The sequence below is a fragment of the Pseudomonas mandelii genome, assembly GCF_900106065.1.
GTDB lineage: Bacteria > Pseudomonadota > Gammaproteobacteria > Pseudomonadales > Pseudomonadaceae > Aquipseudomonas > Aquipseudomonas mandelii.
Genome location: NZ_LT629796.1, coordinates 6,505,683 through 6,531,528, shown reverse-complemented (window position 1 = coordinate 6,531,528; position 25,846 = coordinate 6,505,683). Strand labels below are relative to the sequence as shown.

Sequence of the window (25,846 nt, the reverse complement as noted above, 5' to 3'; positions counted from 1 at the left end):
CAGGCAAGGCGCTCCCCGCGCCTTTCTCACACACTCGGCTCTAACGCTATCGCGCTGCACAACAACAAGAGCCGCGAAAAAAATGACTACTTTCCAGCCTGCTACCGAAAGCCCGACCAGCCACATCGGCGCCCGTCAGACCCGTGTCGAGGACGCCGCATTGTTGCGCGGCCTCGGCTGCTATGCCGATGACGCTGCGATCCCTCCGGGAACGCTACACGCGGCGATCATCCGCTCACCCCACGCTCATGCACGTATCACCTCGGTGGACTTTTCCCGTGCGCTGCTGATGAAAGGCGTGCATGGCGTGCTGGTCGGCGAAGACGTCAAACGCTGGGCGCTGCCGTTCCCGGTGGGTGTGCGTCAGCCGATGGAGCACTGGTGCGTCGCCGTCGACAAGGTGCGTTACGTCGGGGAGCCGGTGGCCGTGGTGATCGCCGAGAGCCGCTATCTGGCCGAGGACGCCATCGAAGGGGTGCGCGTTGAATACGAGCCGCTGCCACCGATCATCGATCCTGAACTGGCCACTGCCGAACAGGCGCCGGTCCTGCACGAAGCAGTCGGCAGCAACGTGGTCAATGAGCGGCACTTTCGTTATGGCGAGCCGGAGCAGGCCTTCGAGCAGGCGCCGCACAAGGTCTCGCTCAAAGTGAAGTTTCCGCGCAGTTCCTGCACACCCATTGAATGCTATGTGGTGCTGGCTCAGTACGAGCGCGCCACCGGCATTTATGACGTGCTGGCCAATTTTCAGGGCCCTTATGCGTTGCACACGGTCATGGCCAGGGCACTGAACGTGCCCGGTAACCGCTTGCGTTTACGCACACCGAAAGATTCCGGCGGCAGCTTTGGCATCAAGCAAGGGGTTTTCCCTTACGTGGTGATGATGGGCCTGGCGTCACGCAAGGTCGGTGCACCGGTGAAGTGGGTCGAGGACCGTCTGGAACATCTTCAGGGGGCTTCTTCGGCGACCAATCGGGTGACCGAAATTGAAGCGGCGGTAGAAGCCGATGGCCGCATCACCGCGTTGCGTTATGACCAGATCGACGATTGTGGCGCCTACCTGAGAGCGCCCGAACCGGCGACTTTTTACCGCATGCACGGCAACCTGACGGGTGCCTACGCGATCCGCAATTTGCAAGTGCGCAACCGAGTGGTGCTGACCAACAAAACCCCTTCCGGCCTGAACCGTGGTTTCGGTGGCCCACAGGTGTATTTCGCCCTTGAACGGTTGCTGCAACACATCGCCGTGCAGTTGAAGCTTGATCCGTTGGATGTGATCCGCCGCAACCTGGTGCCGGCCGATGCCTTCCCTTATCGCGCGGCTGCCGGTGCGTTGCTCGATTCCGGCAACTACCAGGCTGGCATTGCCTTGGCGGCGGCTGATGGCGGTCTCGACGAGTTGCTCAAACGTCGTGATCAGGCGCGTGCCGAAGGCCGGATCTATGGCATTGGTTATGCCGCTGTCATCGAACCGTCGATTTCCAACATGGGTTACATCACCACTGCGATGACACCCGAAGAGCGGCGCAAGGCCGGTCCGAAAAACGGCGCTGTCGCCACCGCAACCATCAACGTCGGCCCGTTGGGTGACGTCAGTGTGCATGTGTCCTCGGCACCGCAAGGGCAGGGCCATCAAACCACCGTCGCTCAAGTCGTCGCCGAAGTGCTTGGGGTTGCGCTGGAATCCATCGTGGTCAACGTCGAGCTGGACACCCAGAAGGACGCCTGGTCGATTGCCTCGGGCAACTATTCCAGCCGCTTCGCCGGCGCTGTGGCCGGTGCCGTTTACAAAGCCGCGCTGAAGATCCGCGATCGCCTCGCCGCGATTGCCGCCGAGCAATTGCAGGCCAGTCCCGAAGATATTCGTTTCGCCGGCGGCAAGATATTCGTGGTCAATGGCGGGGCGGTAGCGCCATTTCATCGGATTGCCGGTGCGACCCACTGGTCGCCGGGCCTGCTGCCGGAAGGGGAAAACGGCGGTCTGCGTGAAACCGCCTTCTGGAGCCCGCCGCAATTGGAGGCACCGGACGACAAGGATCAGGTCAACAGCTCGCTGTGCTACGGCTTTGTCTTCGACATCTGCGGTCTGGAAATCGACCGCATGACCGGCGAGATCCACATCGATCGCTACGTCACCTGCCATGACGCCGGCCGCCTGCTCAACCCGGCACTGGTCGATGGCCAGATTCGTGGCGGCTTCACCCAAGGCCTCGGCGCGGCGCTGATGGAAGAGTTCGCCTATGGCGAGGACGGCAGCTTCCTCTCCGGGACCTTCGCTGATTATCTGGTGCCGACCGCACCGGAAGTGATCGAACCGATGATCCTGCACATGGAAACGCCATCGCCCTTCACCCCACTGGGCGCCAAGGGTGTGGGCGAGGGCAACAATATGAGCACGCCGGTGTGCGTCGCCAACGCGGTGGCCGACGCCCTCGGCCGCTCGGACATCCGTCTGCCACTGACGCCATCGAAAGTACGCACGCTGATCGGGATCGACGAGCCGCCACGGCCCGCCGGTATGGAGCCCGATGAAAACCTCGACGCAGTACCTGCCGGTGGACCGGCACTGCGGGCCAACGACTCTGTGGTGATTCCTGCTTCGCCGCAACAGGTCTTCGATACCTTGCTCGACCCGCAGACGCTGGCTGCGATCATTCCCGGTTGTCACGACCTCGTGCTTGAAGGCGAAAACCGTTACCGCGCAGACGTCACTGTCGGCGTCGGCATGATCCGCGCGCGCTTCGAGGCCAAGGTTGCCCTGAGTGATCTGGACCCGCCGCATTCATTGCGTCTGTCCGGTTCCGGCAGCAGCTCGATGGGGTCGGCCCAGGGGCAGGCCAAGGTGCGTTTCGTTGAACTGGAAAACGGCCACACACGCCTGGAATACCAATACCAGGTGGCGGTCAGCGGCAAAGTCGCCGCGGTCGGCGGCCGAATGCTGCAAGGGGCCTCGAAAGTGATCATCGGACAAATATTTACTCGCCTGTCACAACGGGTCAGCGGCCAAGCCATCTCCACCGGCTGGTGGGCGCGATTGCGGGCCTCGCTTGGCGCGCTGTTTGGCAAGGGAGGTGCGCAATGAAACCGGCTGCTTTCGATTACGTTCGGGCTGACAACCGTCGTCAGGTGGTTGAGTTGCTCGCCGAGTACGGCCAGGAAGCTCGCATCATCGCCGGTGGCCAATCGCTGATGGCGGTGCTGAACATGCGCCTGGCTCAGCCCAAGTTGCTGATCGATATCAATCATGTGGCTGACCTGGCCTATATCGAACTGCGCAAGGATTGTCTGGCGGTAGGTGCCGGGGTACGACAGGCGCAGTTGCTGGCGCGTTCGACCCTGATGGACGAGGTGCCTTTATTGGCGCTGGCAATGCCTTGGATCGGTCACTTCCAGACGCGTAATCGCGGCACAGTCTGCGGTTCGGTGGCTCATGCCGACCCGAGCGCCGAGTTGCCGCTGTGCCTGGTGACGCTGGGCGGCGAGATCGTTCTCGAGTCGAAAAAAGGCAAGCGCACCGTCAAGGCTGCCGACTTCTTCCAAGGCATTCTCACCACCGACAAGCGTGCAGACGAACTGGTCGTCGAGGTGCGTTTTCCGCTCAAACGTGAAGGCATCACCTATCGCTTCCGCGAAATCGCCATGCGCCACGGCGACTTCGCAATTGTCTCCCTGGCCGCGGCCATCGGCGCGGACCAGGTCGAACTCGGCATCGGCGGGGTCGCTGACCGTCCGCAACGTCGCAGTCTGCCTCGCGGTGCGGGGCTGCCGGACGCGCTCAATCAAACCGCCTGGTCGCTCGACGCACAAGACGATGTGCAGGCCAGCGCTGCCTATCGCCGCCAACTGATTCGCGAGCTGGGTCATCAGCTGATCGAAGGAGTCTGAATATGCGTGTAACTGCCGACCAAACCTTTCCGATTCGCCTGGAACTCAATGGCCGCGCCCGCGAAGCGCTGGCTGAACCGCGGACCCAACTCTGTGACTTCCTGCGCCACGACCTCGGTGCCACCGGTGTCCATGTCGGATGCGAACACGGTGTCTGCGGTGCCTGCACGGTGCTGGTGGACGGAGTCGCCATGCGTTCCTGCCTGATGCTCGCGGTACAGGGGCACGAGCGGCGAATCGAGACCGTCGAGTCCCTGGCTGACGACGACACTCTGAGCGACCTGCAACAAGCCTTTCGCCGTCATCACGCCTTGCAGTGCGGCTTTTGCACTGCGGGCATTCTCATGTCCTGCGTGGATTTTCTCGAGCGGGTACCCAACCCGGACGAGACCCAGGTACGCGACATGCTTTCGGGGCACCTATGTCGCTGCACGGGGTACACCGGCATCGTCCAGGCCGTGCTTGAAGTCGCTGCCCAGCGCCAAACGAACAAAGGGGTAAAACAATAATGTTCGATCTCGGACGCAGTTTCCTCGCTGCCGTTGAACGCCGACCGCATGCCGTGGCGGTCAGTGACGGTGCGTTGAAGAAAACCTATGAAGACTGGTTCGTCGATATCCAGAGCGCCGCCTGGGGCTTGCAATGCCTTGGGCTGCAACGCGGTGACCGACTGCTGGTAGTGATGCAAAACCGCTGGCAGATGGCAACCCTGCATTGGGCCTGTCAGTTTGCGGGCATCGTCATGACCCCGTTGAACTGGCGTTCGACTGCCGAGGAACTGGGCTACTGCATCGAAGACGCGCAAATCCGTGCAGTGGCTTACGACGACGCGACCGTGACCGCCGTGGCCGGTTGCAGCGCCGCCACAAGGCTGCCACGGATCGCCACCGGTCTGCGTGCCGCCAACACCGACATGAGTTTCGAGGAACTGTGTTCGCAGACCCCCTCCGGCATCATTTTGCGTGCCGACGCCGAAGACTTTTCACTGCTGCTGTACACCTCCGGAACCACCAGCAAGCCCAAGGGCGTGCCCCGTCGGCACCGTAGCGAACGCGCCGCGGCGGTTGCCCACGTAGCGCAAAACCTTTACCGCCAGGGCGAGTGCACGCTGGGCGTCATGCCGCTTTACCACACCATGGGCGTTCGTTCGTTGTTGTCCATGGCGCTGATCGACGGACATTTCGTCTGTGTGCCGAAGTTTGACGTGGAAGCCACGCTGCAAGCCATCGAGCGGGAAAAGGTCAGCAACCTGTACCTGGTGCCGACGCTCTACCACATGCTCATCGAACACCCGGCCTTTGCCCGAGAGCGTGTAGCCAGTGTGGAGAAAATCGGCTTTGCCGGTGCACCGATGAGCGACGGTTTGATGCGTCGCGTCGAGCAGGCGTTCCAGCCGCAATTGTTCGTCAATCATTACGGCAGCTCGGAGATCTACACCTTCACCATCGACCAGCAAGCCAGCCGCAAACCCGGTTCGTCAGGGCGCAGTGCAATGAACCAGCGCGTGCGCGTGGTGCCGATCGATGCCGAAACGGTGGACGTACAGGTCAACCCATTGGAGGAGGGCCAGATCATCGCCGACCTGGCGAGTGACGAGGCGTTCGAAGGCTACCTGAACCGCCCCGAAGCGACCGCCAAGGCGTTGCGTGATGGATGGTATTTCACGGGTGACATCGGCTACTTCGATCTGGAGGGCGATCTGTTCGTCACCGGTCGTGTCGATGACTTGATCATCACCGGCGGCGAAAACGTCAGCCCGGCAGAAATCGAAAACATGCTCTCTCTGCACCCAGCAGTGGAAGAAGTGGTGGTGGTCGGTCTGCCCGACGAGCAGTGGGGCAAGATCATTGCCGCGTTTATCAAGCTGCGCGCCGAGGTATCGGAAAGCGACCTCGATGCCCATTGCATTGCTTCGGGCCTGGCCAAATTCAAGCGGCCACGGCGTTATCAGTTCATCGATCAGATTCCCAAATCTCCAGTGGGCAAGGTGCTGCGGCGCGTGCTGCTGGCTCAATTTCAGGAACAGGCCTTGAAGGCCATCAGCTAATCATCCAGAGGACACTCTCATGCAACAGCAAGCGATCCAGCAATTTCTCGACACTCAGTTCGATGGCTTCCAGGTTGAAGTCGATGTGTCCCGCGAGCGCGCCGACATCATCCTCAACCGCGCACCGTTGAACGTCATTTCCATGGGGCAGCGTGATGAACTGCGCCAGGTCTTCGAAGCCCTCGATGCACACAAAGGCGTGCGCGTCATCGTGCTGCGCTCGGTGGGCGAACACTTCTCCAGCGGTGGCGACATCAAGGGCTTCCTCGAAGCGTCGCCAGAGCACGTTTCGAAACTGGCCTGGAACGTCGCGGCACCGGCACGTTGCGAAAAACCGGTGATCGTGGCCAACCGGGGTTACACCTTCGGCGTCGGTTTCGAACTGTCCCTGGCCTGCGATTTCCGCATTGCTTCGCAAACCACTCGCTACGCCTTGCCTGAGCAGAACCTCGGTCAGATCCCGGGCTCGGGTGGCTCTGCGCGCCTGCAGAAAATCATCGGCATCACCCGCACCAAACACATGGTAATGCGCGCCAAACGCATCACCGGCGACCAGGCCTACGCCTGGGGTATCGCAACCGAGGTCGTGCCGGATACCGAACTGGAAAGCACCGTCGACGCGTTGGTCGATGAACTGCGGCGCTTCTCGCCGTTGGCTCAGCGCACGGCGAAAAAACTGATCAACGACAACGAAGATGCGCCGCTGACCGTCGCGATCGAAATGGAAGGTCACTGCTATAGCCGTCTGCGTAGCTCCAAGGACTTCAAGGAAGGCGTTGAAGCGTTTCACAGCAAGCGTACGGCCGTGTTTATCGGCGAGTAAATCGTACTGGCGAGCGGGCCCGGGAGTATGTTGGTAACAGCGTACGCCTTACGGAGCAGGGCCTGCCGCCCCTTCAATGCAACTGAAAGGGCACATCAAGCTTTCACCGCTGACCTGCTGATTACTCGCAACCCGTGCACCGGGATGCAGAACGTTCGATCACCGTTTGTGTGAGGCAACCATGACTACGACAACAACAATAACTGCATCACCCTCCAGCGCCGCTAGCGATACACCACAGATTCCACCGGGCAAGGCCTTGCTCGCGGCATTTGCCTCGACATTCGGCTGGGCGCTGGATTTGTTTGACCTGTTCATTCTGCTTTATGTGGCACCGATTATCGGCCGCCTGTTCTTCCCCTCGGACACCCCGACATTGTCGCTGGCCGCGGTATATGCCTCGTTCGCCGTGGCGTTGCTGGTGCGTCCGCTGGGCTCGGCGATCTTCGGCGCGTATGCCGACAAACACGGCCGCAAGCGTGCGTTGATGGTGTCGATGGTCGGCGTCGGTATTTCAACGGCACTGTTTGGCGCGTTGCCGACCATTCATCAGGTCGGCATATTGGCCCCGATACTGTTTTTGGTCTTGCGGGTGATTCAGGGCATTTTCGTGGGCGGCATCGTTGCCTCCACTCACACCATCGGCACCGAATCCATCTCGCCGCGCTATCGCGGCTTGATGTCCGGGTTGATCGGTGGCGCTGGTGCCGGCATGGGCGCGCTGTTGGCGTCATTCACTTATCTGGTGTTGTCTGAGATCTTTCCCGGGGAGGAATTTGACGTCTGGGGCTGGCGCTTCATGTTCTTCTGCGGCCTGCTCAGCACATTTTTCGGACTGGTGATGTTCCGTTACCTGGATGAAAGCCCGGTCTGGCGGCAACTGCAACAAGCCCGCAAAACCAAGGGGCCGGCGGTAGTGGTCGTGTCGCCACTCAAGCGTCTGTTCGGTCGCGAGTACCGCGCCGTGATGCTGGTCAATCTGCTGATTACATTCGGCGGCGGTGCCACGTATTACCTGGCCTGCGGGTATCTGCCGACATTGCTCAATGTGGTCGCCAAAGTGCCTCATACGCAGACTTCGCAGCTACTCATGTATGGGTCGGTGGCAACCATTGTCGGAGCACTGGCCTTCGGTTACCTGAGTGACCTGATCGGTCGCAAGAAGACCTTCATGCTGCTGGGTGTGATCAACCTGGTGGGCCTGCCGATGATGTTCCTTGGGGTAGCCGACCCGGGTTCGCTGACCCGCACTGCGCTGTATTGCATGGGCATAGGCTTCATGGGCGGGGCGATCATCGCGCCGATTCTGATCTTTCTCAACGAACGCTTTGCCACCGAGCTGCGAGCCAGCGGCACCGGATTGTCCTGGAACATCGGTTTCGCCCTCGGCGGAACCATGCCGACCTTTGTGTCCCTGGTCAGCGGCAGCCCGGCGCAGATCCCCATGGTGCTGGCGATGTTCGCCGTCGGTCTGTCGGTGATCTACCTGATCGGCAGCGTGGTGATTCCAGAAACCCAAGGCAAATTCAAATAACGGCGGGGAGGTGCTCCAGGAATTCGCCGATCAGCTGCAAAGTCCGCTCGGGCGCTTCGGTCTGGGGAAAGTGCCGACAGTTATCCAGCAGCACACAGCGGCACGGTCCAGCGACCTGTCGCTGGATGACCACCAGTTGCTCGGGCGTGGCGTAGTGGTCGTCGCGACCCTGAATGACCAGCAGCGGCCTTTCGATACAAGCCAACTGCGCTTCGAGATCGTCCAGGGAAAAGTCGGGGTGTAGCCAGCTGTCGCTCCAGCCGTGGAAAGCGCCGTCGACATTGGTCCCATGATGGCGTGCCAGGCGCTCGCGCAATTCGCCCTGATGCCAGGCCTCGGTGGTATGGCGAATGCCATCGAGGCTCTCGACCTCGACAATCACGTGAGGCGCCAGTGCGATGCTGCCCAACACGCGTGGATCGTTGGTGGCGGCATAGGCAAGGACGATGGATGCGCCGTCACTGTGACCGAGCAAGACCACTTGCGGCAGTTGCAAGGCATCAAGCAATTGCCGCAGTTCCCGAGGGCCGTCGCTGCTCAGGTAGTTCAGCGGACGCGGCAGGGTTACCGGGCTCGATTGCCCATAACCCTGACGGCTGTAAGTGACTACACCGTAACCGCTGGCCTGGGCTAGGCGCTGGGGGAAGTCTTTCCATTGATCGGCGCTGCCGAGGCCTTCGTGCAACAGCACAAGCGTCGGTCGCGATGGGTCAGCCGCAGGAATTTGGCGATATTCCAGGCGCAGCGGCCCAAGTTGCAGAAATTGTTGTGGCGACATGTTGAATCAACGATTGAACAAGGTTGCTCGCAGGTTACCGTAAACGTAACCCTGCATGCAGCACCACGCTTTGCTTGAGGTACAGAAAACATGCGTCATCTCGATGTTCAGGTGATCGACCAGGCACTGCAATGGGCTCGCGAAGGGCAGGCCCAGTGGCTGTGCACAGTGCTCTCCACCTATGGCTCGGCGCCGCGTGCGCCGGGTGCGATGCTGGTGACCAATGGCACAGGCGAACACGTCGGCTCGCTGTCGGGTGGCTGCGTCGAGGAGGAGTTTCTCGAAAGCCTGACGCGCGGTGAATTACGCGAACCGGCGCAGATCGTCAGTTATGGCGACAGCGTCGAGCAACGCCACCGTCTACGATTGCCCTGTGGCGGCGTGCTGATCGTGCTGGTCGAGCACCGCGCTGCCAGTCTCGAATGGATCGCCCACCTGGAGAGTCTGCAAGCAGCGCTGCTGGGTCAGCGTCGTCTGCTGCGTCACGTCGACCTGAGCAGTGGTGCCTTGCGCCTGGACCCGGACATCGGACACGGCAGCGAGCGGGTGCAAGTCGTCGACGAAAAGGTGCGTATCAGCGTTGGCCCGGCGTTACGACTGATTCTGGCGGGGCTCTCGCCGGTCGCCGAATTTTGCGCCAGTTTTGCCCGCGCCATCGGCTGCGAAGTCATCGCCTGCGACCCCCGGGAAGAGATGCTGCATGTACATCTCGAAGGCGTGGAGATGCAACGCGTGTTGCCCTCGATGTTCATTGCCGCCCGAGGTTGCCACGCAGCGACCGCGGTGGTGGCGTTGACTCACGATCCGCGAATCGATGATCTGGCGCTGATGGAAGCGGTGCACACCCCGGCGTTTTACATCGGCGCCATGGGCTCTCAGGCAACGTCGGCCAAGCGTGCCGAGCGGCTGAAACGCATCGGTGGTCTGACGGATGAACAGATCGCCCGTTTACACATGCCCATCGGCCTCGATCTGGGCAGCAAGGCCCCGGCGGAAATCGCTCTGGCGGTGGTGGCCGATATCCTGCGCGTTTATCACGGGAAAGAGCGCCATGCCTTGTAAAACGGCTTTTCCGACGAACGTGGGGGCTGCGAAAGTCGAGGTAGACGCTCAGTCATTCGCGCGCGATAGTGGCCAGCCAAGTGTTGCTGAACCATGGACCGATCGACGGGCTTGAGAAATAGATAGACGCCCCGATGATATGCATTGAGGCCGATAACGATATCGCTTCAAGCGAGCGGAGGAATCTGATGTCGATTGCTCAACGGGTTTTCCACGGCAGGTTTGGCCGGGTCGCCTTGCTGAACATGGATCGTTCGCTGGTCACCCATACCCATTCCGAATGCCATGTGCTGGTCAAAGTGTCCGGCGAGGACACTTACTTCAACGTTAACGGTCGGCGGGTTCCGCTCAGCGATCGCACGGCGGTGCTGGTCAACGCCTGGGAGCCGCATTTCTACGATCCGCAGCCGGATGCCGGCGCCACCCTGATCCTGGCGCTCTACATCGAGCCCGCCTGGCTGGCCACTGCCCAGCAGTCGCTGGCGCTCAGCGGTCGGCCGGACTTTTTTGCCCAGTCGTGCATCGAGCTGTCGAGTCGTAATCGCACCTTGGCCGACATCCTGGTCGCCGAAGCGCATGGCTGCGGGATCGTGCCGAAAGAGCGCATGGAATTCATGCTGTTCGACTTCCTGATCGAGCTGATCGAGGACTTTTCCAGCTGGCGGCATTTGTCGCTACTGGGTGCGCCGAACTCAGGTGAGTTCCGGGACGCGCGCGTGCGCCGTGGCACCGCCTGGTTGCTTGAGCACCTCGATGATCCGACCCCGATCGACAACGCCGCGCGGGCTTGTGGACTGTCTCGGGCGCACTTCTTTGCGCTGTTCAAGAAAGATACCGGCATGACCCCGACCTTGCTGCTGAACGACGCGCGCATGCGCCGGGCTTTTACCTGGCTGGAGCGTGAGCGCAGTGGAACGTTGGGCCTGTTGTCGGAGAACCTCGGGTTCTCCGAGCAAGGTCATTTCACACGGTTTTTCCGCCAGCACATCGGAGCTTCTCCCAGCCAGTATCGGCGTGTAGTGGATTGTTATGCGACGGTTTAAATAGAGACGAAGGCGGGGGTGTTGGGCAATACTCCCGCCGATGAAGTTAGTCTTTCATCTTGAAGCTGACGGCTTTTATAGACTACGTAAGTTGTAACACTTGTTAATTGTCCAGAAAGTCATAAATCTGGCTCTTCGCATTTAAGGGTGTAGCTGATTTCTAAACCCTCCTGACTTCAGCAAGCACCTGGCTATGTAATTGGTTAAATTTCTAAAGCCCAAGGCGGTACCTCGTAAGTGCTCAAGTCGCCCGTTGATAGCTTCTGTTGGACCGTTGCTGGTTCCTGGCCGGTCGAAGTAGGCAAGGATGCTCTCAGCGTATTTTTTCAGCGTTTCCCCCAAGCCTTTCACCTCGATGAGCGCTTTGGGCAAGTCGCTGGCTGTAATGATATTTATGACCTCTTCCATGAGTTTTTTACCACGTTTTCGATCCGGCTCGTTGTAGGCGCTGACCACCCGTTGGTACATGCTCCAGGTGCAATCCACTTCGAGGTGGTGCTCATCTGCAAACAGCTGGAACAGTTGCTTTTTGTTGGCGTCAGACAGGTAGCTGATCCGAGTCAGTAGCGTTCGACGGCTTTTGTAGAGCGGGTCATTTTTACGCCCTCTGCGGCCCAGGATGTCGTGTTGCACACGCCGGCGGCATTCATCCAGCATGTTGCTTGCCCAGCGCACGACATGGAAAGGATCCAGCACGGTTTGGGCTTGAGGCAGGGCTTCTTGCGCTGCAGATTTAAACCCCGTAAAACCGTCCATGGCAATGCTTTCGATCTGGTCACGCCACGATTTGGGGCGACTCTGTAGCCATTGCTTAAAGGCTTGTTTGGAGCGGCCTTCCAGCACATCGAGCAAGCGGGCCGGCCCGTTTTTGTTACGCACGGGCGTAAGGTCAACCACGATGGTGACGTACTTGTCACCACAGCGTGTATGTCGCCAAACATGCTCATCCACGCCCAGCACGGTCACACCGTCAAAACGTGTCGAGTCATTAAAAAGCAGGCGCCGTCCTTCGTTGATAATGGCATTATTAGCGGTGTGCCATGCAACATCAAGCTGGCTCGCAACACGAGATACCGACAGATGATCCAGCACGATGGCAGCTAATGCCCAGCGTATCGCCCCATATGAAAGCTTTGAACGTGGAGGTGCTGCACTGTTTGTATCTTCATGCCAGAAACAGCCGCAAGCACAACGCCAGCGACGGATACGCAGCAGCAATCTGGTTGGTCGTTGTCCGTAAGGTGTGTGAGCAAGATGCCTATCGACAGTACCGCGTGAAACACCAGCAGCCCCGCACTTGGGGCATGGCTCGGGTGCTTTGGTTAAACGACATTCGATGACGGCGCGCTCTGCACAAAGATGTTGTCCAGTGGCAGTCAGGCCGAGGTTATTCAGTTGGCAAAAGCTGGAAAGATCAGGGCTAGAAAAGGTAAGATTGTTCACGTCGGGGGCTTAGTTTTTGTTGGTGTGAGAGCTTACATTTTCTAAGATCCTCGACTCCTTTTCCAGCCGGTCAGATTTTTTCTACACCCTTAAATGCGAAGAGCCATAAATCTCTTTCATGCGTTCTTCGCGCATCAACTCAAGTTCTTCCTTGGTTTCGGCCACCCACTGCAGGATGAAGTCCCAGCAATCGCAGCCGTGCGCGTCGGCTTCTGCTTCAAATGCTTCTTTCAGAAATTTAAGGCGATATTCTTCCGGCGAGAGCCCACAGTTTTCAGCGAGGCTGTAGTTCAGCTCGCTGAGTTCAAGTTGGATCCATAAGTTGGCGTCCAGAAACTTTTTCAGGGCGAGTTCGGCTCTAAGTTCTTTTGCGATCATGAATGCTCTCTTGTGGAATGCAATAAGTAGCTGGTTGTTCGAGGTCGGCCCAGCGATAAATCGGACTGTGTCAATTTCCTGCCATCATCCATCCTCGAACGCCATGACGTTCACTCAACTCTTTCACGACGCGAGCCGCGTCCTGCTTTTGTTTATACGGGCCGATGACGACAAAGTTGTTTTCTTTACGCGCTACCGGCAACTCCAACTGTTGAATGGCTTTTACTGCGCGATGGCGACTGGGTGTGTTCAATGCAATTTCGACCACCCAAACGCCGGATGAAGGCGTGCTTGAAGCTTCTTTTTTAGGGTGGAGAATATAGCCGCCGCATGTCAAGCACGGGCGTTCCGGCGTGATTAGCGAGCCTGGAATGGTACGAAAGACGTGCCATTGCGTATGAATGGTTTTTTTACGAGCGAAGAGTGCCAAGAGCAGGCCGGTGAAAGCAATCAGACCGCTTAGAATAATTGTCCATTTGTGTGCCTGTGTGGGCAATGAAGGCAGCGTAAGTACTGTAGTTTCATCTGGCTTTTCCATCAAAAACTGTACGGCCTCAGCCTCCGTTGAGTCGGGTATGCGGAATTCGTTTTTCGCAAGGTGCGCGAGCCCGTCGGAATCTTTTGCACTGAGCTCTGCCGCAACTTTATTTGCGGTGTCATCGAATAGTTGTTCGAACTTTGTCACTTTTTGCTGGATGTATGAATTGTCGACGTTATTTTGACAAGTTTGTCCTGTGGACGTGTAGGTCCATAGTAGTGCTGATAGTTGCCCAAAAACGCCAGTTACTAGGAAGCCCAAGCCAAGCTTTCGCACGACACCATCACCAAATCAAATGAATTGTTATTTGTCCCGTTTGTTCTGATAAAACAGGGTTCTATTTTTGATCCTGGGATGGTCTAGATTCTTGAGCGCGTCAGTGTGCCCAAGCGCCAAAACGAGTTGGCTGCTTTTTGTTGTTTTAAAGAACATCGGGCATGCACTTTATAGACTGTTGGTTGACGAAAAAGGCTCAGGTGATCAAAAAAAAGCCGTATCAGATGGATTTGATGAGGGCCAATTAAAACACTTATATTTAAGGTTAATATCGTGGCCAAAGTACCTGGCCAAAGATTCAAGCCAAGCCTGCGCGCTCGGTATAAATGAAAGGATTGTTAGCCGGCCCTTTACGGTAAGGACGGGGAGAAGCAACTGAATTTTTTGTCACCCTTTCAAACGATGCCGGTGTGCTGCACTACACTTCAGGTGCCATTCCTACCGCAGAGAGTTCTTGGAGAACGCTCCAGATGCTGTGCTTAGTCCTGAAGAGTTTGCGGAACTGAGCGCTCAGCTTGAAAGCTCTGCTCAACACGCCTGGCCGTGGAAGCATTACCGGTCCTGATGTGGGATGAGGGTCAATGCTATGGCCGCTGAAGGCAACGTCGGACAATTATTTGCTGTCGTCACTTTGCTTGCCGCCGCCGTGGTGGCAGTGCCGCTGCTCAAACGCATCGGGCTCGGCTCAGTGGTCGGTTACCTGGCGGCGGGGCTGATCATTGGCCCCTTCGGACTGCAACTGATCAATAACCCCCACACCATCATTGAGGTGGCCGAGCTGGGTGTGGCGATGTTTCTTTTTGTGATTGGACTGGAGATGAAACCCTCGCACCTATGGGATCTGCGTCGGCAGATCTTTGGGCTGGGCAGCCTGCAGGTGGTGGTCTGTGCTGTTCTGCTCACTTTTGTCGGCATGGCTTTTGGATTCCCTTGGCAGGTGTCATTTGTCTGCGCAGCGGGTTTTGTACTCACCTCCACGGCCCTGGTTATGCAAGTTCTCTCGGAACGCGGTGACATTACCGAGCCGAGAGGGCAGCACGTCAGCGCTCTGATTGACCAAGGTGTTCTGCAGACCACTGTGGGCGAGCACTTCGGTGCGATTAATGCGGCCAACATGCGTCGTGCCCATGCGCTGGTCGAGAGCGGCAAGGCCCGGGGCAAGATCGTTCTAGAAGGTTTCTGACTTCACTCCTCGGGCGGGCTCGCTTGCGGGCCTCTGAACCGCCTGCGGCATCACTGCCATTTTTTATGTCGCAGAGTTGACGATGAATCCGTCCAGTAACGTATTGGTTTCAGTTCGCTTCGGAACGAGGCTGTACTCCGAATTGCGGAACGATGTGAGTGCCCAGCTCCTCAATAACTTGCGCAGCAGGGCGCTTACTGTATTTGAGATTCAGGATAACGTGGTCCACCCCGATTTCCTGAAGCACCTCCAGCAAACCCCGGAGGTGGTCGCGTCCAAGCCTGAACCCCAAATGAATACGAGTGGGCGGCGTTGACGGGTTCTCAGCGAGGTCGATGTATAGCGACTGAGCGAAGGGCTTATAGACGGAACCACATTGCTTCATGACCTCCAGCCGCCAATCTTCCACGATCAGTCGCTGCATGTTCGGTTGGCGTGGATAGTTGATCCATCCGGTGCTTTCGCGCGCTATCCAATCCAGTGACTGGCGGCTATGCCCGGTTACGAGCATTGGAATCACTTGGGTTGTGGGTTTCGGAATGAGGTCTGCGCCCCGCAGCTCACCACCGCTCCAGCGGATGGGTTCAAAGCTGGTGCTGTGGGCTCTGCGAATCACCTCGTAGTACTCTCGAAAGATGTCTCCGCGCCTTTCGGCATCGACGCCAAAAGCCGAAAATTCCACAGGGCGATCGCCGGAAGCTACCCCCAGAATCAAGCGACCTGCGCTCAACTGATCGATGCTGGCTGACGCCTTGGCCGTGTGCAGTGGATGGTGTAAAGGGATGGCAATGGATGCGGTGCCAAGCGTTATCTCTGACGTATGAGCGGCTATATAGCCCAGGTAAACCCAAGGGTCGAAGACTTGGCCGACATCGCCGAAGCCAGGGTCGCGAAGAGGCACATCGCGAAACCAGAGCGCGCAAAAGCCCAGCTCCTCGGCTCGTTTGGCCAATGCGACCTGGTTGAGCATGCTCGGAGTGTCCCCATCGAAGGCCTCCAAAGGAAAGAACAATCCCAGGCTCAAATGACCCGGAGTGAAGGTTCGGCTGAACCCTCGATGCTCCTGATAAGGAATCGTGCTCGGCCGATACATACTAATCTTCCTCAATGGGGAGAACGTGAACAGCGCCCCTGTTTCCAGAGGTGCTGCGGCATCGGTCGCTTGGGAACGACAGGTGGGGTAGTGGGTGCAATCTTTGCCCGTTGCGCCGTACATGCTGGTCGGGTCGACCGGAGTGAGGGGCCAGTTGCTGGCGATACGCGCGGGCAGGTCCGGATTGGCATTGAGCGGGCGGTCAAAATAAATCAGATCGTTCCAACCCGATACATCGCCTGAGCAAAAGCATGGGGACCATCCAACAAGCGTAGGCGGCATTGCGGGGAACCGCCATGTTCGTCGTCCGTCTCGGTACCTGTCGCAGATGATTACACCGCAGTCTGGGCCTTGGGCGTCGTGATCGGCGCGCCGCGGGTTGCTATAGAGGACAGTCGTCAGGTCAGCCCGCTGAGCCTTTGGGTACTCGACCGACAATTGGGTCCGGCCCCAATCCTGAAATTCAGACGATAAGATAAATTTTCAGACTGCAACGCAGAACTCCATTTCCCTAGGCAAGGCACTCCCTGCGCCTTTCTCACACAATCCGCTCTATCGCTATCGCGTTGCATAACAGAAACAGGTGCGATGAGCGACTTTGGAACTTGCATTAACAATATTAACTTGATGCAGGAGGGGCGAGGCATCGTCGATTTCTCGTTTTCAGCAGGATGTTAAGAATAATAAAAAAACGCGCACCTGAAAATCTTGCGTTGCTTCTATTACTTTAAAATAACAAATGGAGCGCTATATAAATGAGTGGAAAAACAATAACTGCAAGTTCGGTGTTTCTTAGTATTACCCTGAGTGCCCAGGTGCATGCGGACTTCCTGAGTGATAGCAAAGCCACCTTGGGAATGAGAAACTTCTACTTCAATAACGACAACCGCGATGGCGTCGCCGCACCTTCCAAAACCGAAGAATGGGCGCAGGGTTTCATGTTGGACTTCAAATCGGGCTATACCGATGGCATGGTTGGCTTTGGTGTCGATGGCTTGGGGTTGCTGGGGGTTACCCTGGACAGCGGCAAAGGACGGCATGTCGGCAGCAGCATGATGCCTTCTGACAGTGACAACCGTGCCGTCGACGAGTGGAGCAGGCTGGGGCTGACCGGAAAAGTCAAAATGTCGAAAACTGAACTTCGCTACGGCACCTTGATTCCGAAACTCCCAATTCTGGTCGCCAACGATGGGCGCGTGCTTCCGCAAACCTTCGAGGGCGTTCAAATCACCTCGAGCGAGCTCAATAGCCTGACCTTGACTGGAGGTCGGATCGAACATGCAATAGGACGTGGTTCGAGCGATCAGACGGGGCTGGCCGTTACTGGTGGTACGCGTGAAAGCAATCAGTTTGACTTCGCCGGGGGCGATTGGAAAGTCACCAAGGATCTGACAGCTCAGTACTACTACGCCGGCCTCGATAACTACTATACGCAGCATTTTTTGGGATTGATTCACACCCTTGCCATCTCGGACAATCAGTCCCTAAAAACCGACCTGCGCTACTTCAAAACTGACTCGTCAGGTGCAAATAGCTCCGGTACGTCAGGCTACAGAGTTAGTGGCTACACCAAACACGGTGATGGAGAAATCGACAACCGTACCTGGAGTGCCGCGTTGATTTACACACTGGGTGGCCACGCGATTACTGCGGGGTACCAAAGTGTGTCGGATGGCAGCAACTTCACTCAACTCAGTCAGGGTAGCCTGGTAGACAAGGGCGCCGGTGGAGCAAGCCTGTATCTGTATACAGACCGCCTGATCCAAACCTTCACCCGCGCAGGCGAGCGCACAGCTTTCGGTCAGTATGCTTACGACTTCGCCGCTCTGGGTGTCCCTGGCCTAAAAGGCTCGGTCATGTACCTCTCTGGCGGTAACATTAAAACGACGTCAGGCACCAACCAAAAGGAATGGGAAAGAGACATTAGCCTGGACTACGTCCTTCAGTCGGGAGCGCTAAAAGGCGTCGGGTTCGGCTGGCGTAACGGCAAGTCCAACAGCGAAGCATCTCGTAACGTAGATCAGAATCGTATTTTTGTGAGTTATAGCATTCCGCTTCTCTAGATAGTGGTACGGGAACTTTGATTTAACCAACGTCCGAACCCGTTATGGCAGACAAACGATTGTAACGGGCGGGCCGGGATATCGGATGCTCATGATCGGCGCAGACCCGGAGTGCGACACGCCAGTCATGGTCAAGCTGGTCGTCGATGCCGAGGTAAGAGTGGTCCTTTTCTACCGGTCGGGTGCCATGCACCTCGGGCTGCATTTGATAGTGTCCATTCGAAGGCATACGATTGAGCTGGAAGGTGTCTACGTACAAGTTACAGATCCGCCACGGTGACACCACGCCGGAAGCGGTCAGCAGACCGGGAGGTGTTACTTGAAGCACACAACTGATATGCCCGCTAGCGTCATCACAAAACTCACCTACCTGGTCAAGCACGATGCGAAGCCCTATGTGCATACCGAGGCTCTGACCGGTGACAGTGAACCGCACTACTTTGCCGAGCAGGAGGAGCGCGAGGTCACGATACACAACGGTCGTCCGTTGGCAGGCAGCCTGTCTCTGGACAAGCAGGGGTTTGAGCTCCATCGGCGGGATACGGTGGTCGACGACCTCTACGACGATGCCTTGGTGGAAAGCGTCTACTATGACGAGGTCAAGGCCTTGATCAAGGAGCTGACGGGCGCGAGCCGGGTCGTCATCTTCGACCACACCAGGCGCAGCGACGCCGAGGGGCGGGATATTCGCGGCCCAGCCAGCCGTGTGCATAATGACTACACCGAGCGCTCGGGTCCTGAGCGTATTCGCGACGTGCTGGGCCTGGATCAGGCCGCCGCACTGGTGTCGGTGGCCCAGATTAACCTCTGGCGCCCGATGAGCGGGCCCGTCAAGCGCTCGCCGCTGGCCGTGCTGGACGCCTCGACGCTTGACTCCAATGACCTGCTGGCCACCGACTTGGTCTATCCGGATCGTATCGGTGAGATCTACCACCTGGCCTACAATCCGCAACAGCGCTGGTACTATTTTCCGGACATGCGCCGTGACGAAGTCTTGCTGATCAAGGGGTATGACTCACGTCACGACGGCCGTGCCCGCTTCACGCCCCATACCGCCTTCAAAGACCCCAATACGCCGCCGGGAGCCCCGCCGCGCGAGAGTATCGAAGTTCGCACCCTGGCCTTCTTTGATTAGGTTTTTGCCGCTTGGCGCGGGCCTCCCGCCGCGCGGTGTTTCCCCCCCCGTGCTTTACCAGGCGACCACCCGCTTCTCGTTGGTAGGGATGTATAGCGACTGGGTGAAGGGCTTGAACAGCTAACCACATTCGGCACGATCCGCAGTGCGCCAGTCCTCGACAATCAGCTGCTGAGTCTTTGGTGCGCGCGGATAGCTGATTCACCCGTGATATGGCTTAATTATAAAGATTCAACGATACCTGAAATTTAGGAAAACATAGCAGATCATGGTTGCTGTCAGGCCGACCAATATGTACTCGACGCGGGGTAGGAATATAACCAACCCACCTAGAGAAAACACGATCAAGGTGTTTTGTAGTATGTATTTTCTTATTTTAGGTACCGCTATGAAGTAGCCATATTGCTTGCCTAAGAAAAATAAAGCCATGCCGATGATTGACGTAATCTGGAAATCGCGCATCGCAATGTCATTCAAGATCGCATGTCTGATCAAATTTGCGAGGAGTGCTAGTCCCATAAATAGAAAAAGGTGCGAGTAGATTAAGGAGTGTCCACTCATACTACTTTCATTTTTGCTCAGTAGGTAAAAGCTATCAAAATAGATCCACCAGATACTGCAAATCATGATAAATCCGGTGATTGCCGCCATCACATTATAACGATCCCATTGAATGTCAGATAACCCTCCAGAAAGGCTAATTACCGACTCGCCCAATAAGATGAGGGTGAGTAAACCTAGTCGTTCAACCAAGTGTTCTGTATGTGCAGGCAATGGCTTTAGCTTACCCCAAGAAAACAAAGGGAGCAGAATGTCAAGAAAAATCCCAATGTAAGCGACAAGGTAACGCATAGGTGGGTCAAAAAGAATGGATGAAAGACTAACAACTGCGCTAACTAACAGGGCGAAGCCAAGCCTGGAGGAGAATTCGCTACGGTGATCGAATTTATTTATGGACGAAATGTACATAATACTGATGATGGCACGTATACCAAAATAGCAGGCAATAACAAGCGCATAGTTTACTTCCAATTCTTCCCCAATCCGTGCAGACAGCACAATGAGCAGCAACATTAAAAATAATGTTGCCAAGCGGTGAAGGTTACTGTCTGTATCAAACCTATTTGAGTAAATCGTGTGGCTGGACCAGATCCACCATAATGGAACAAAAAGCAGTAAAAATGTCCATAATTGCTCCTGTTCAAAATGGCCGTGATGAAGATGTCCAAGAGTATGCGTAACCTTGCCAATTGCAACAACAAAAATCAGGTCAAAAAACAACTCTAACCATGGGGCGTGTCGATTTTTTTCATAATACTTCAAAGATTTCATTCGCTGCTGGCTCCGTGTGTACCTCTTTAATGTAGAAGGAAACTAACGGATAAGCGAACGGGTGGACGGGCATAGGCGTCAACCTTGGGGGGCGGTCGCAAAAACTGAGTGCAACACCTGACCTAGTCCACCACCACGTCTGTTAGTACGGTCAATACGGAATCCAGCGTGCCATCGGGCCGATAGCAACATTGCGCACGGGCGGACCTTAGCGGGCAACTGGGCTGCTGTTCCGCCAACCATTCATTCAGCGCCTCGACCAGGACACGCGCCTCGACTATGGAATCTTCCGAGCTGTCAAAAATTAACATCGCCATTTTTTATGTCCTCGGTTCGCTGGGCTGATATTTTCGTGCCGCTGCTTTACGAGCGATGCTTATCGTTGGCAGCACCGTGGATTCCTCAATCTCCCGTATTGAAATATTATCGAATGCACACCTGGTGCGCGTGCGCAATGGGGCACGTTCGCCCTCGGCTACGGTGTGGGTGATGCCAAGCGATTTCACTATCTAGCGATTTCGTCAACTCACTAACGAAAGCTCAATCATCTGACTCATCTCGGTGAACTCTGGAGCCCCGTCATAGCGAAGCCCGTCAATGTAAAACGCTGGGGTGCCATTCACGCCGCTCCGTACGCCGCCATTAAAATCGGATTTTATTTTGGGTACGTAGGTACCGTCTTGCATGGCAAGATAGAGTTCTTCGTCGGAGAGGCCATGTTTTAGAGCGATGGCCCGAAACAGCGGCAGGCCCAATCGATCCTGATTTTCATACAATTCGTCGTGCGCCTCCCAGAAGAATCCTCGACTCCCGGCAAACTCAGCGGTGACAGCTGCAGCCATCGCATGCGGGTGAGCAGTGGTCAGTGGAAAATTACGGAACACGAACAGCAAATCATCGCGAAAATGCTGTTGCAGATTCTTGACTATCCAATACGCTTCAGCGCAATAGGGACATTGATAGTCGCCAAATTCCACCAGTGTGACCTTGGCATGCGCACTTCCCTGGCGATGGTCGCTGGCACTTACCGGGACTTTGAGAGTGGCCATGGGATCACCTGTTAATTTTAGGTTGGCGTGCTTTGTGATGAATTCGCCAGAGCATCCAGCGCATCCAGAATGCCGTCCGCCCCCGGATTGATTGCCATTGGTGAGATGTAGCTCCAGGCGATCACTCCCTCCTTGTCAATCACGAACAGCGCCCGCTTACAAACTCCCAGGTGGGAGTCGTACGCTCCATACTGTCGCGCCACAGCCCCTTTGGGCTCGAAATCGGCCAGCAGGCTGAAGTGAAAATTCCGATCTTTGGAAAAGGCCTGATGACACCAAGCGCTGTCAACCGAGATACCCAGTAGCGTCGCACCGTATTCTCTGAATGTGGGTAGCAACTGGTTGTACAAGGTCAGTTGGTCGCCACAAACCGAAGTCCAGTCTGCGGGATAAAACGCCAGTATCACGGGATTTCCCTTTAGCTCGCGTAGGGACAACTGCTGATCAGGGGTTGCGTACAGAGTGAAGTCGGGCGCGACAGTGCCGGCCGGCAGCGGCCCCTGAACCAGGTCGCCATTCGTTTCTTTCGCATCATCCAATTCTGAAGTGTGCATGGCTTGAGCCCTTATAGATGGGCGGTTGGGGTCTGCTCAGCGGGATACGACTTGCCCGGGGGGATAACTCCATCCACCGCCAAGTGATTTATAAATGGCGACGATGCCTCGATACACCTCGTTCGAGGCCTGAGCCTAAGTGTCTTCGGTTGCGAGACGTTCACTATCCGCATCAAGAAGCACGAGGAGATCCGCCGTGCCTTCGCGGTATTGGATTGAGGCCAGGTTGGCAGCGGAAAGGCTGGATTCGCTCTGACGCACCATTGACTATAGTCGTTGTTGGCGCTTGCCGTAATCGCTGAACGCGTTCTCCGTTTCCTCCAATGCCGGCAAGACCTCGCGCGCTCGTTCTTTTGCTGTCATTTTCGGCGGCTTTTTTATCCGATGGTTTTGGTGCGAACCGCAATCATGTCCTTGCTGATCGATTCGCCCCTGCGAATTCCGACATCGAAGCGTTGCTCGATCACGCTGGTGATTCCATAGCCTCATTTGCTGATGAGTTGGTGGTTTACGACTGGCGGTATTTTTGAGCACAAATTTATCAGACGTCGTTCGTCGGTATCCTGGGTCGCCCATAGCGTGTTTTGATGAGATCCGACTATCGTTATTGGATGGCGTAGTCTGCCGAGACTGCCATTCCCTCCAACGTAATCGTCTTCCTGAGCAATCTCAGCGTATTGCGGATCTCATGCCCCTATGTCTTGAGCATCGTTTACGGGGACGTAGATCCATCCGAATGAGTCCGTGTTATCCATCTTTGGAGACAACTCATCATGGCTACTCTCTGTGAAATATGTAATGCGAGACCCGCTGTAGCGCGAGTGACCGTATCGCAAAATGGCCAAGCCAGGACAATGTCCATTTGCGACCACGATTACCGTCAACTCTTACGCCATCAAAGCATGTTGAATCCATTCGACTCTCTACTGGGCGGGGGTGTGTCCCGCTTTTTCGACAGCATGGGCGGAGCAAAGGATCAAGCGGGTGATGACTTCAGGCTCTCTGCGCAAGTGCCTCGAGAATCTGTCGATGCAACCGATGCATTCAGTTCCCAGACGCTGGAAATCCTGCAACGCGCGGGTGAGAAAGCCCATGAGCTCAACCGTAGCGAGCTCGATACTGAGCATTTGTTGTATGTGCTTGCGGATACCGATGTGGGTACGGCGTTGCTTAAGGAGCTGAAGCTTTCTCCGGACGAGATCAAAGGCTACATCGATCAACATGCTCAGAGGGGCACAGCGGAGGCCCAGGCCCCGGTGGACCAGATGAGCATTTCGCCACGGTTAAAGAAAGTTTTCAATTTTGCGTTCCAGGCATCTCGTGATTTAGGACATTCGTACGTTGGCCCAGAGCATTTGTTGATCGGGCTTGCCTCTGTACCAGAAAGTATCGCCGGGACATTGCTTAAAAAATACGGCGTAACGCCTGAAGCCTTGCGGCAGAAGGTGGTCAAGGTGGTGGGTAAGGGGGCTGAGGATGGGCGAGTCGACACCCCGACGGGAACACCGACACTCGACAAGTTCGGTCGCGACCTGACGTCACTGGCTCGTGAGGGCAAACTGGATCCCGTACTGGGGCGCGCGCAGGAAATCGAAAATACCATCGAGGTGCTGGCGCGGCGCAGAAAGAACAATCCGGTTCTTATCGGCGAACCTGGCGTCGGTAAAACAGCCATCGTTGAAGGGCTTGCACAACGAATAGTAAAGGGCGATGTCCCTGAGATTCTGCGTGGCAGACGGCTGGTTGAAATCAATCTGAACTCAATGGTTGCGGGCTCTAAATATCGTGGTGAATTCGAGGAGCGAGCCAAGCAACTGCTTGATGAAGTCGCCGCAAAAAGCTCGGAGCTTATTCTGTTCATCGACGAGTTGCATACGATCGTTGGCGCGGGGCAGGGTGGTGAGGAGGGCGGCCTGGATATTGCCAACGTACTTAAACCCGCATTGGCACGCGGGGAGCTTAGTTTGATCGGTGCGACGACACTCAATGAGTATCAAAAGCACATCGAAAAAGACGCAGCGCTTGAACGACGTTTTCAGCCTGTGCTGATAGCCGAGCCCACCGTCGAACAGACCATCATTATCCTGCGTGGGCTGCGCGATAAGCTTGAGGCTCACCATCAGGTCACATTCGCCGATGAAGCATTTGTGGCGGCAGCAGAGCTGTCGGATCGTTACATCACCTCGCGCTTTTTGCCGGATAAAGCCATTGACCTGATCGATCAGGCAGCCGCCCGCGTTCGAATCAGTTCCTCCTCGAGGCCGGCTGGCATTCAGGAGCTGGAAGCGGAAATCACGCAACTTAAACGTGAACAGGATTATGCATCCTCCCGTAAACGTTTTGATGAATCCAAAGGCTTCGAAGAACGCATTGGTCAAAAACAAGCGCAACTGGGAGAGGAAACAGAAGCCTGGGAGCGCAAGACAGGTTCCGAAACCCTTGAGGTGACCCTGGAGTCAATTGCCGAGGTGCTGTCCCGTCTCACCGGTATTCCTGTGACCGAGCTTACGCAAGAAGAGCGTCAAAAATTGTTGAATATGGAAGAGACGTTGCGTGATCGGCTGGTCGGGCAGGAAGATGCTGTTCTCGCGGTCAGCGATGCCGTTCGTTTGTCTCGAGCCGGACTTGGCCAAGCCAACAGACCTATTGCCACGTTCCTCTTTCTTGGCCCTACGGGCGTTGGCAAAACTGAACTTGCCAAAGCGTTGGCGGAAACGGTGTTTGGTGACGAGCAATCGATCATTCGTATTGATATGTCGGAGTACATGGAGCGGCATGCGGTTGCTCGTTTGATCGGTGCGCCACCCGGTTATGTGGGATACGACGAGGGCGGTCAGTTGACAGAGCGTGTCCGCCGCAAGCCCTACAGTGTGATTCTGCTCGACGAGATCGAGAAGGCGCATCCCGATGTGAGCAACGTATTGCTTCAGGTATTCGACGATGGGCGTCTCACGGACGGCAAGGGACGTGTTGTGGACTTCAGCAATACGATCATCATTGCCACCAGTAACCTGGGCTCTCCCATCATCATGGAGAATCTCGAGCGCCCTGAAGATGAACGCCTTACGGAAAAAGCGTTACGTAATGAATTGATGGGAGTCTTGAAAGGGCATTTTCGTCCCGAATTCCTGAACCGTATTGATGACATCATCGTGTTTCATGCCCTTACCCGTGACAACATCCGATCGATTGTGAACATTCAGCTTGATCGGGTCATTCGAACCGCAGCTGCACAGAACATTACAGTGAAAGTTGATGGCTCACTCATTGATCATCTGGCGGACGTTGGTTATCAGCCAGAGTTTGGCGCGCGCGAGTTGAAACGTCAGATTCGCCAGACCGTCGAAACGCGGCTTGCGAAGGAAATGCTCGCTGGCAAGCTGAAAGCCGGCGACAGTGTCGAGTTGGGTTACGACAAAGAGCGTGGCGAAGTGGTCTTCAAAAAGGTCGAGGTGGATGCGTCAAAGACTTCCGAAAAGGGTAGTCCACCTGGCCAATCGGATGATCTGACACCTGCCGCGGAGACTGGGACTTAGCCTCATGCTTGGACGGGCCCGGCAGACTGAAGACGCAAGTGTGGAGGGTTATCGTGTCAAAGCCTGATTCTGAAAGGCGTGAGCGCAACTCGAC

Annotated in this window: 20 protein-coding genes and 1 pseudogene; 12 read left to right on the top strand and 9 right to left on the bottom strand. The window is 56.4% G+C overall.

What is annotated here, in order from left to right:
* Positions 1-82: 82 nt before the first annotated feature.
* From BLU63_RS30230 to BLU63_RS30205, 6 genes are all read left to right on the top strand, one after another.
* Positions 83-3,082 (top strand): xanthine dehydrogenase family protein molybdopterin-binding subunit, encoded by a 3,000-nt coding sequence (locus BLU63_RS30230; RefSeq protein ID WP_010459403.1) that lies wholly within the window; start codon positions 83-85, stop codon positions 3,080-3,082.
* Entirely contained in the window at positions 3,079-3,885 is an 807-nt protein-coding gene (locus BLU63_RS30225) for an FAD binding domain-containing protein (RefSeq protein WP_083377010.1), read from the top strand. Before BLU63_RS30230 ends, BLU63_RS30225 begins: the two co-directional genes overlap by 4 nt.
* 2 nt (positions 3,886-3,887) lie before the next feature.
* Positions 3,888-4,394: a (2Fe-2S)-binding protein gene (locus BLU63_RS30220; RefSeq protein WP_083377009.1), complete on the top strand. Its 507-nt coding sequence runs from the start codon at positions 3,888-3,890 to the stop codon at positions 4,392-4,394.
* Entirely contained in the window at positions 4,394-5,932 is a 1,539-nt protein-coding gene (locus tag BLU63_RS30215) for an AMP-binding protein (RefSeq protein WP_083377008.1), read from the top strand. Before BLU63_RS30220 ends, BLU63_RS30215 begins: the two co-directional genes overlap by 1 nt.
* Positions 5,933-5,951: 19 nt before the next feature.
* Positions 5,952-6,755 (top strand): enoyl-CoA hydratase/isomerase family protein, encoded by an 804-nt coding sequence (locus BLU63_RS30210; RefSeq protein WP_010459412.1) that lies wholly within the window; start codon positions 5,952-5,954, stop codon positions 6,753-6,755.
* A gap of 181 nt (positions 6,756-6,936) precedes the next feature.
* On the top strand, positions 6,937-8,289 hold the full coding sequence (locus BLU63_RS30205) for an MFS transporter (RefSeq protein ID WP_083377007.1): 1,353 nt from the start codon (positions 6,937-6,939) through the stop codon (positions 8,287-8,289).
* Here the strand turns inward: BLU63_RS30205 and BLU63_RS30200 are convergent.
* On the bottom strand, positions 8,282-9,067 hold the full coding sequence (locus BLU63_RS30200) for an alpha/beta fold hydrolase (protein WP_083377006.1): 786 nt from the start codon (positions 9,065-9,067) through the stop codon (positions 8,282-8,284). The genes BLU63_RS30205 and BLU63_RS30200 overlap by 8 nt on opposite strands.
* A gap of 90 nt (positions 9,068-9,157) precedes the next feature.
* Here BLU63_RS30200 and BLU63_RS30195 point away from each other — a divergent pair, with 90 nt between their 5' ends.
* Both BLU63_RS30195 and BLU63_RS30190 read left to right on the top strand, forming a co-directional pair.
* Positions 9,158-10,129: an XdhC family protein gene (locus tag BLU63_RS30195; protein WP_083377005.1), complete on the top strand. Its 972-nt coding sequence runs from the start codon at positions 9,158-9,160 to the stop codon at positions 10,127-10,129.
* A gap of 188 nt (positions 10,130-10,317) precedes the next feature.
* Positions 10,318-11,172, top strand: coding sequence for a helix-turn-helix transcriptional regulator (locus BLU63_RS30190; RefSeq protein WP_083377004.1), 855 nt, complete (start codon positions 10,318-10,320; stop codon positions 11,170-11,172).
* A 141-nt stretch (positions 11,173-11,313) separates the two neighbouring features.
* Here the strand turns inward: BLU63_RS30190 and BLU63_RS30185 are convergent, their stop codons facing one another.
* The 3 genes from BLU63_RS30185 to BLU63_RS30175 all read right to left on the bottom strand — a co-directional run bounded on the left by BLU63_RS30185 (position 11,314) and on the right by BLU63_RS30175 (position 13,807).
* Positions 11,314-12,615, bottom strand: coding sequence for an ISL3-like element IS1411 family transposase (locus BLU63_RS30185; RefSeq protein WP_011920678.1), 1,302 nt, complete (start codon positions 12,613-12,615; stop codon positions 11,314-11,316).
* Between the two features lie 81 nt (positions 12,616-12,696).
* Positions 12,697-12,993: a DUF6388 family protein gene (locus BLU63_RS30180; protein ID WP_083377003.1), complete on the bottom strand. Its 297-nt coding sequence runs from the start codon at positions 12,991-12,993 to the stop codon at positions 12,697-12,699.
* 70 nt (positions 12,994-13,063) lie between these two features.
* A complete protein-coding gene (locus tag BLU63_RS30175; protein WP_083377002.1) occupies positions 13,064-13,807 on the bottom strand; it encodes an SPOR domain-containing protein in 744 nt (247 codons plus the stop codon).
* Positions 13,808-14,378: 571 nt separating this feature from the next.
* Between BLU63_RS30175 and BLU63_RS30170 the strand changes: the two genes are divergently transcribed.
* Positions 14,379-14,990 carry a cation:proton antiporter domain-containing protein gene (locus BLU63_RS30170; RefSeq protein WP_172962159.1) on the top strand — a complete coding sequence of 204 codons (612 nt, stop codon included), beginning with the start codon at positions 14,379-14,381 and terminating at the stop codon, positions 14,988-14,990.
* 109 nt (positions 14,991-15,099) lie between these two features.
* Here the strand turns inward: BLU63_RS30170 and BLU63_RS30165 are convergent, their stop codons facing one another.
* Positions 15,100-16,083, bottom strand: coding sequence for an LLM class oxidoreductase (locus BLU63_RS30165; protein ID WP_010459427.1), 984 nt, complete (start codon positions 16,081-16,083; stop codon positions 15,100-15,102).
* A gap of 755 nt (positions 16,084-16,838) precedes the next feature.
* Here BLU63_RS30165 and BLU63_RS30160 point away from each other — a divergent pair.
* Both BLU63_RS30160 and BLU63_RS30150 read left to right on the top strand, forming a co-directional pair.
* The gene (locus tag BLU63_RS30160) at positions 16,839-18,146 is read left to right on the top strand and encodes an OprD family porin (protein WP_083377001.1); all 1,308 of its coding nucleotides are present in this window, start codon (positions 16,839-16,841) and stop codon (positions 18,144-18,146) included.
* Between the two features lie 319 nt (positions 18,147-18,465).
* Complete coding sequence (locus BLU63_RS30150) at positions 18,466-19,281, top strand: CmcJ/NvfI family oxidoreductase (protein ID WP_083376999.1); 816 nt, start codon at positions 18,466-18,468, stop codon at positions 19,279-19,281.
* Between the two features lie 231 nt (positions 19,282-19,512).
* On the opposite strand, the gene BLU63_RS30145 is transcribed toward BLU63_RS30150, so the two are convergent.
* From BLU63_RS30145 to BLU63_RS33490, 4 genes and pseudogenes are all read right to left on the bottom strand, one after another.
* Complete coding sequence (locus tag BLU63_RS30145; protein WP_083376998.1) at positions 19,513-20,613, bottom strand: low temperature requirement protein A; 1,101 nt, start codon at positions 20,611-20,613, stop codon at positions 19,513-19,515.
* Between the two features lie 521 nt (positions 20,614-21,134).
* A complete protein-coding gene (locus BLU63_RS30135; protein WP_010459441.1) occupies positions 21,135-21,662 on the bottom strand; it encodes a DsbA family protein in 528 nt (175 codons plus the stop codon).
* A gap of 17 nt (positions 21,663-21,679) precedes the next feature.
* Positions 21,680-22,216: a redoxin domain-containing protein gene (locus tag BLU63_RS30130; protein ID WP_017338525.1), complete on the bottom strand. Its 537-nt coding sequence runs from the start codon at positions 22,214-22,216 to the stop codon at positions 21,680-21,682.
* 36 nt (positions 22,217-22,252) lie between these two features.
* A pseudogene (locus BLU63_RS33490) lies at positions 22,253-22,558 on the bottom strand (TolC family protein); the annotation flags it as partial.
* Positions 22,559-22,986: 428 nt separating this feature from the next.
* Here BLU63_RS33490 and BLU63_RS30120 point away from each other — a divergent pair.
* On the top strand, positions 22,987-25,752 hold the full coding sequence (locus BLU63_RS30120) for an ATP-dependent Clp protease ATP-binding subunit (RefSeq protein ID WP_391564246.1): 2,766 nt from the start codon (positions 22,987-22,989) through the stop codon (positions 25,750-25,752).
* Positions 25,753-25,846: the final 94 nt, after the last annotated feature.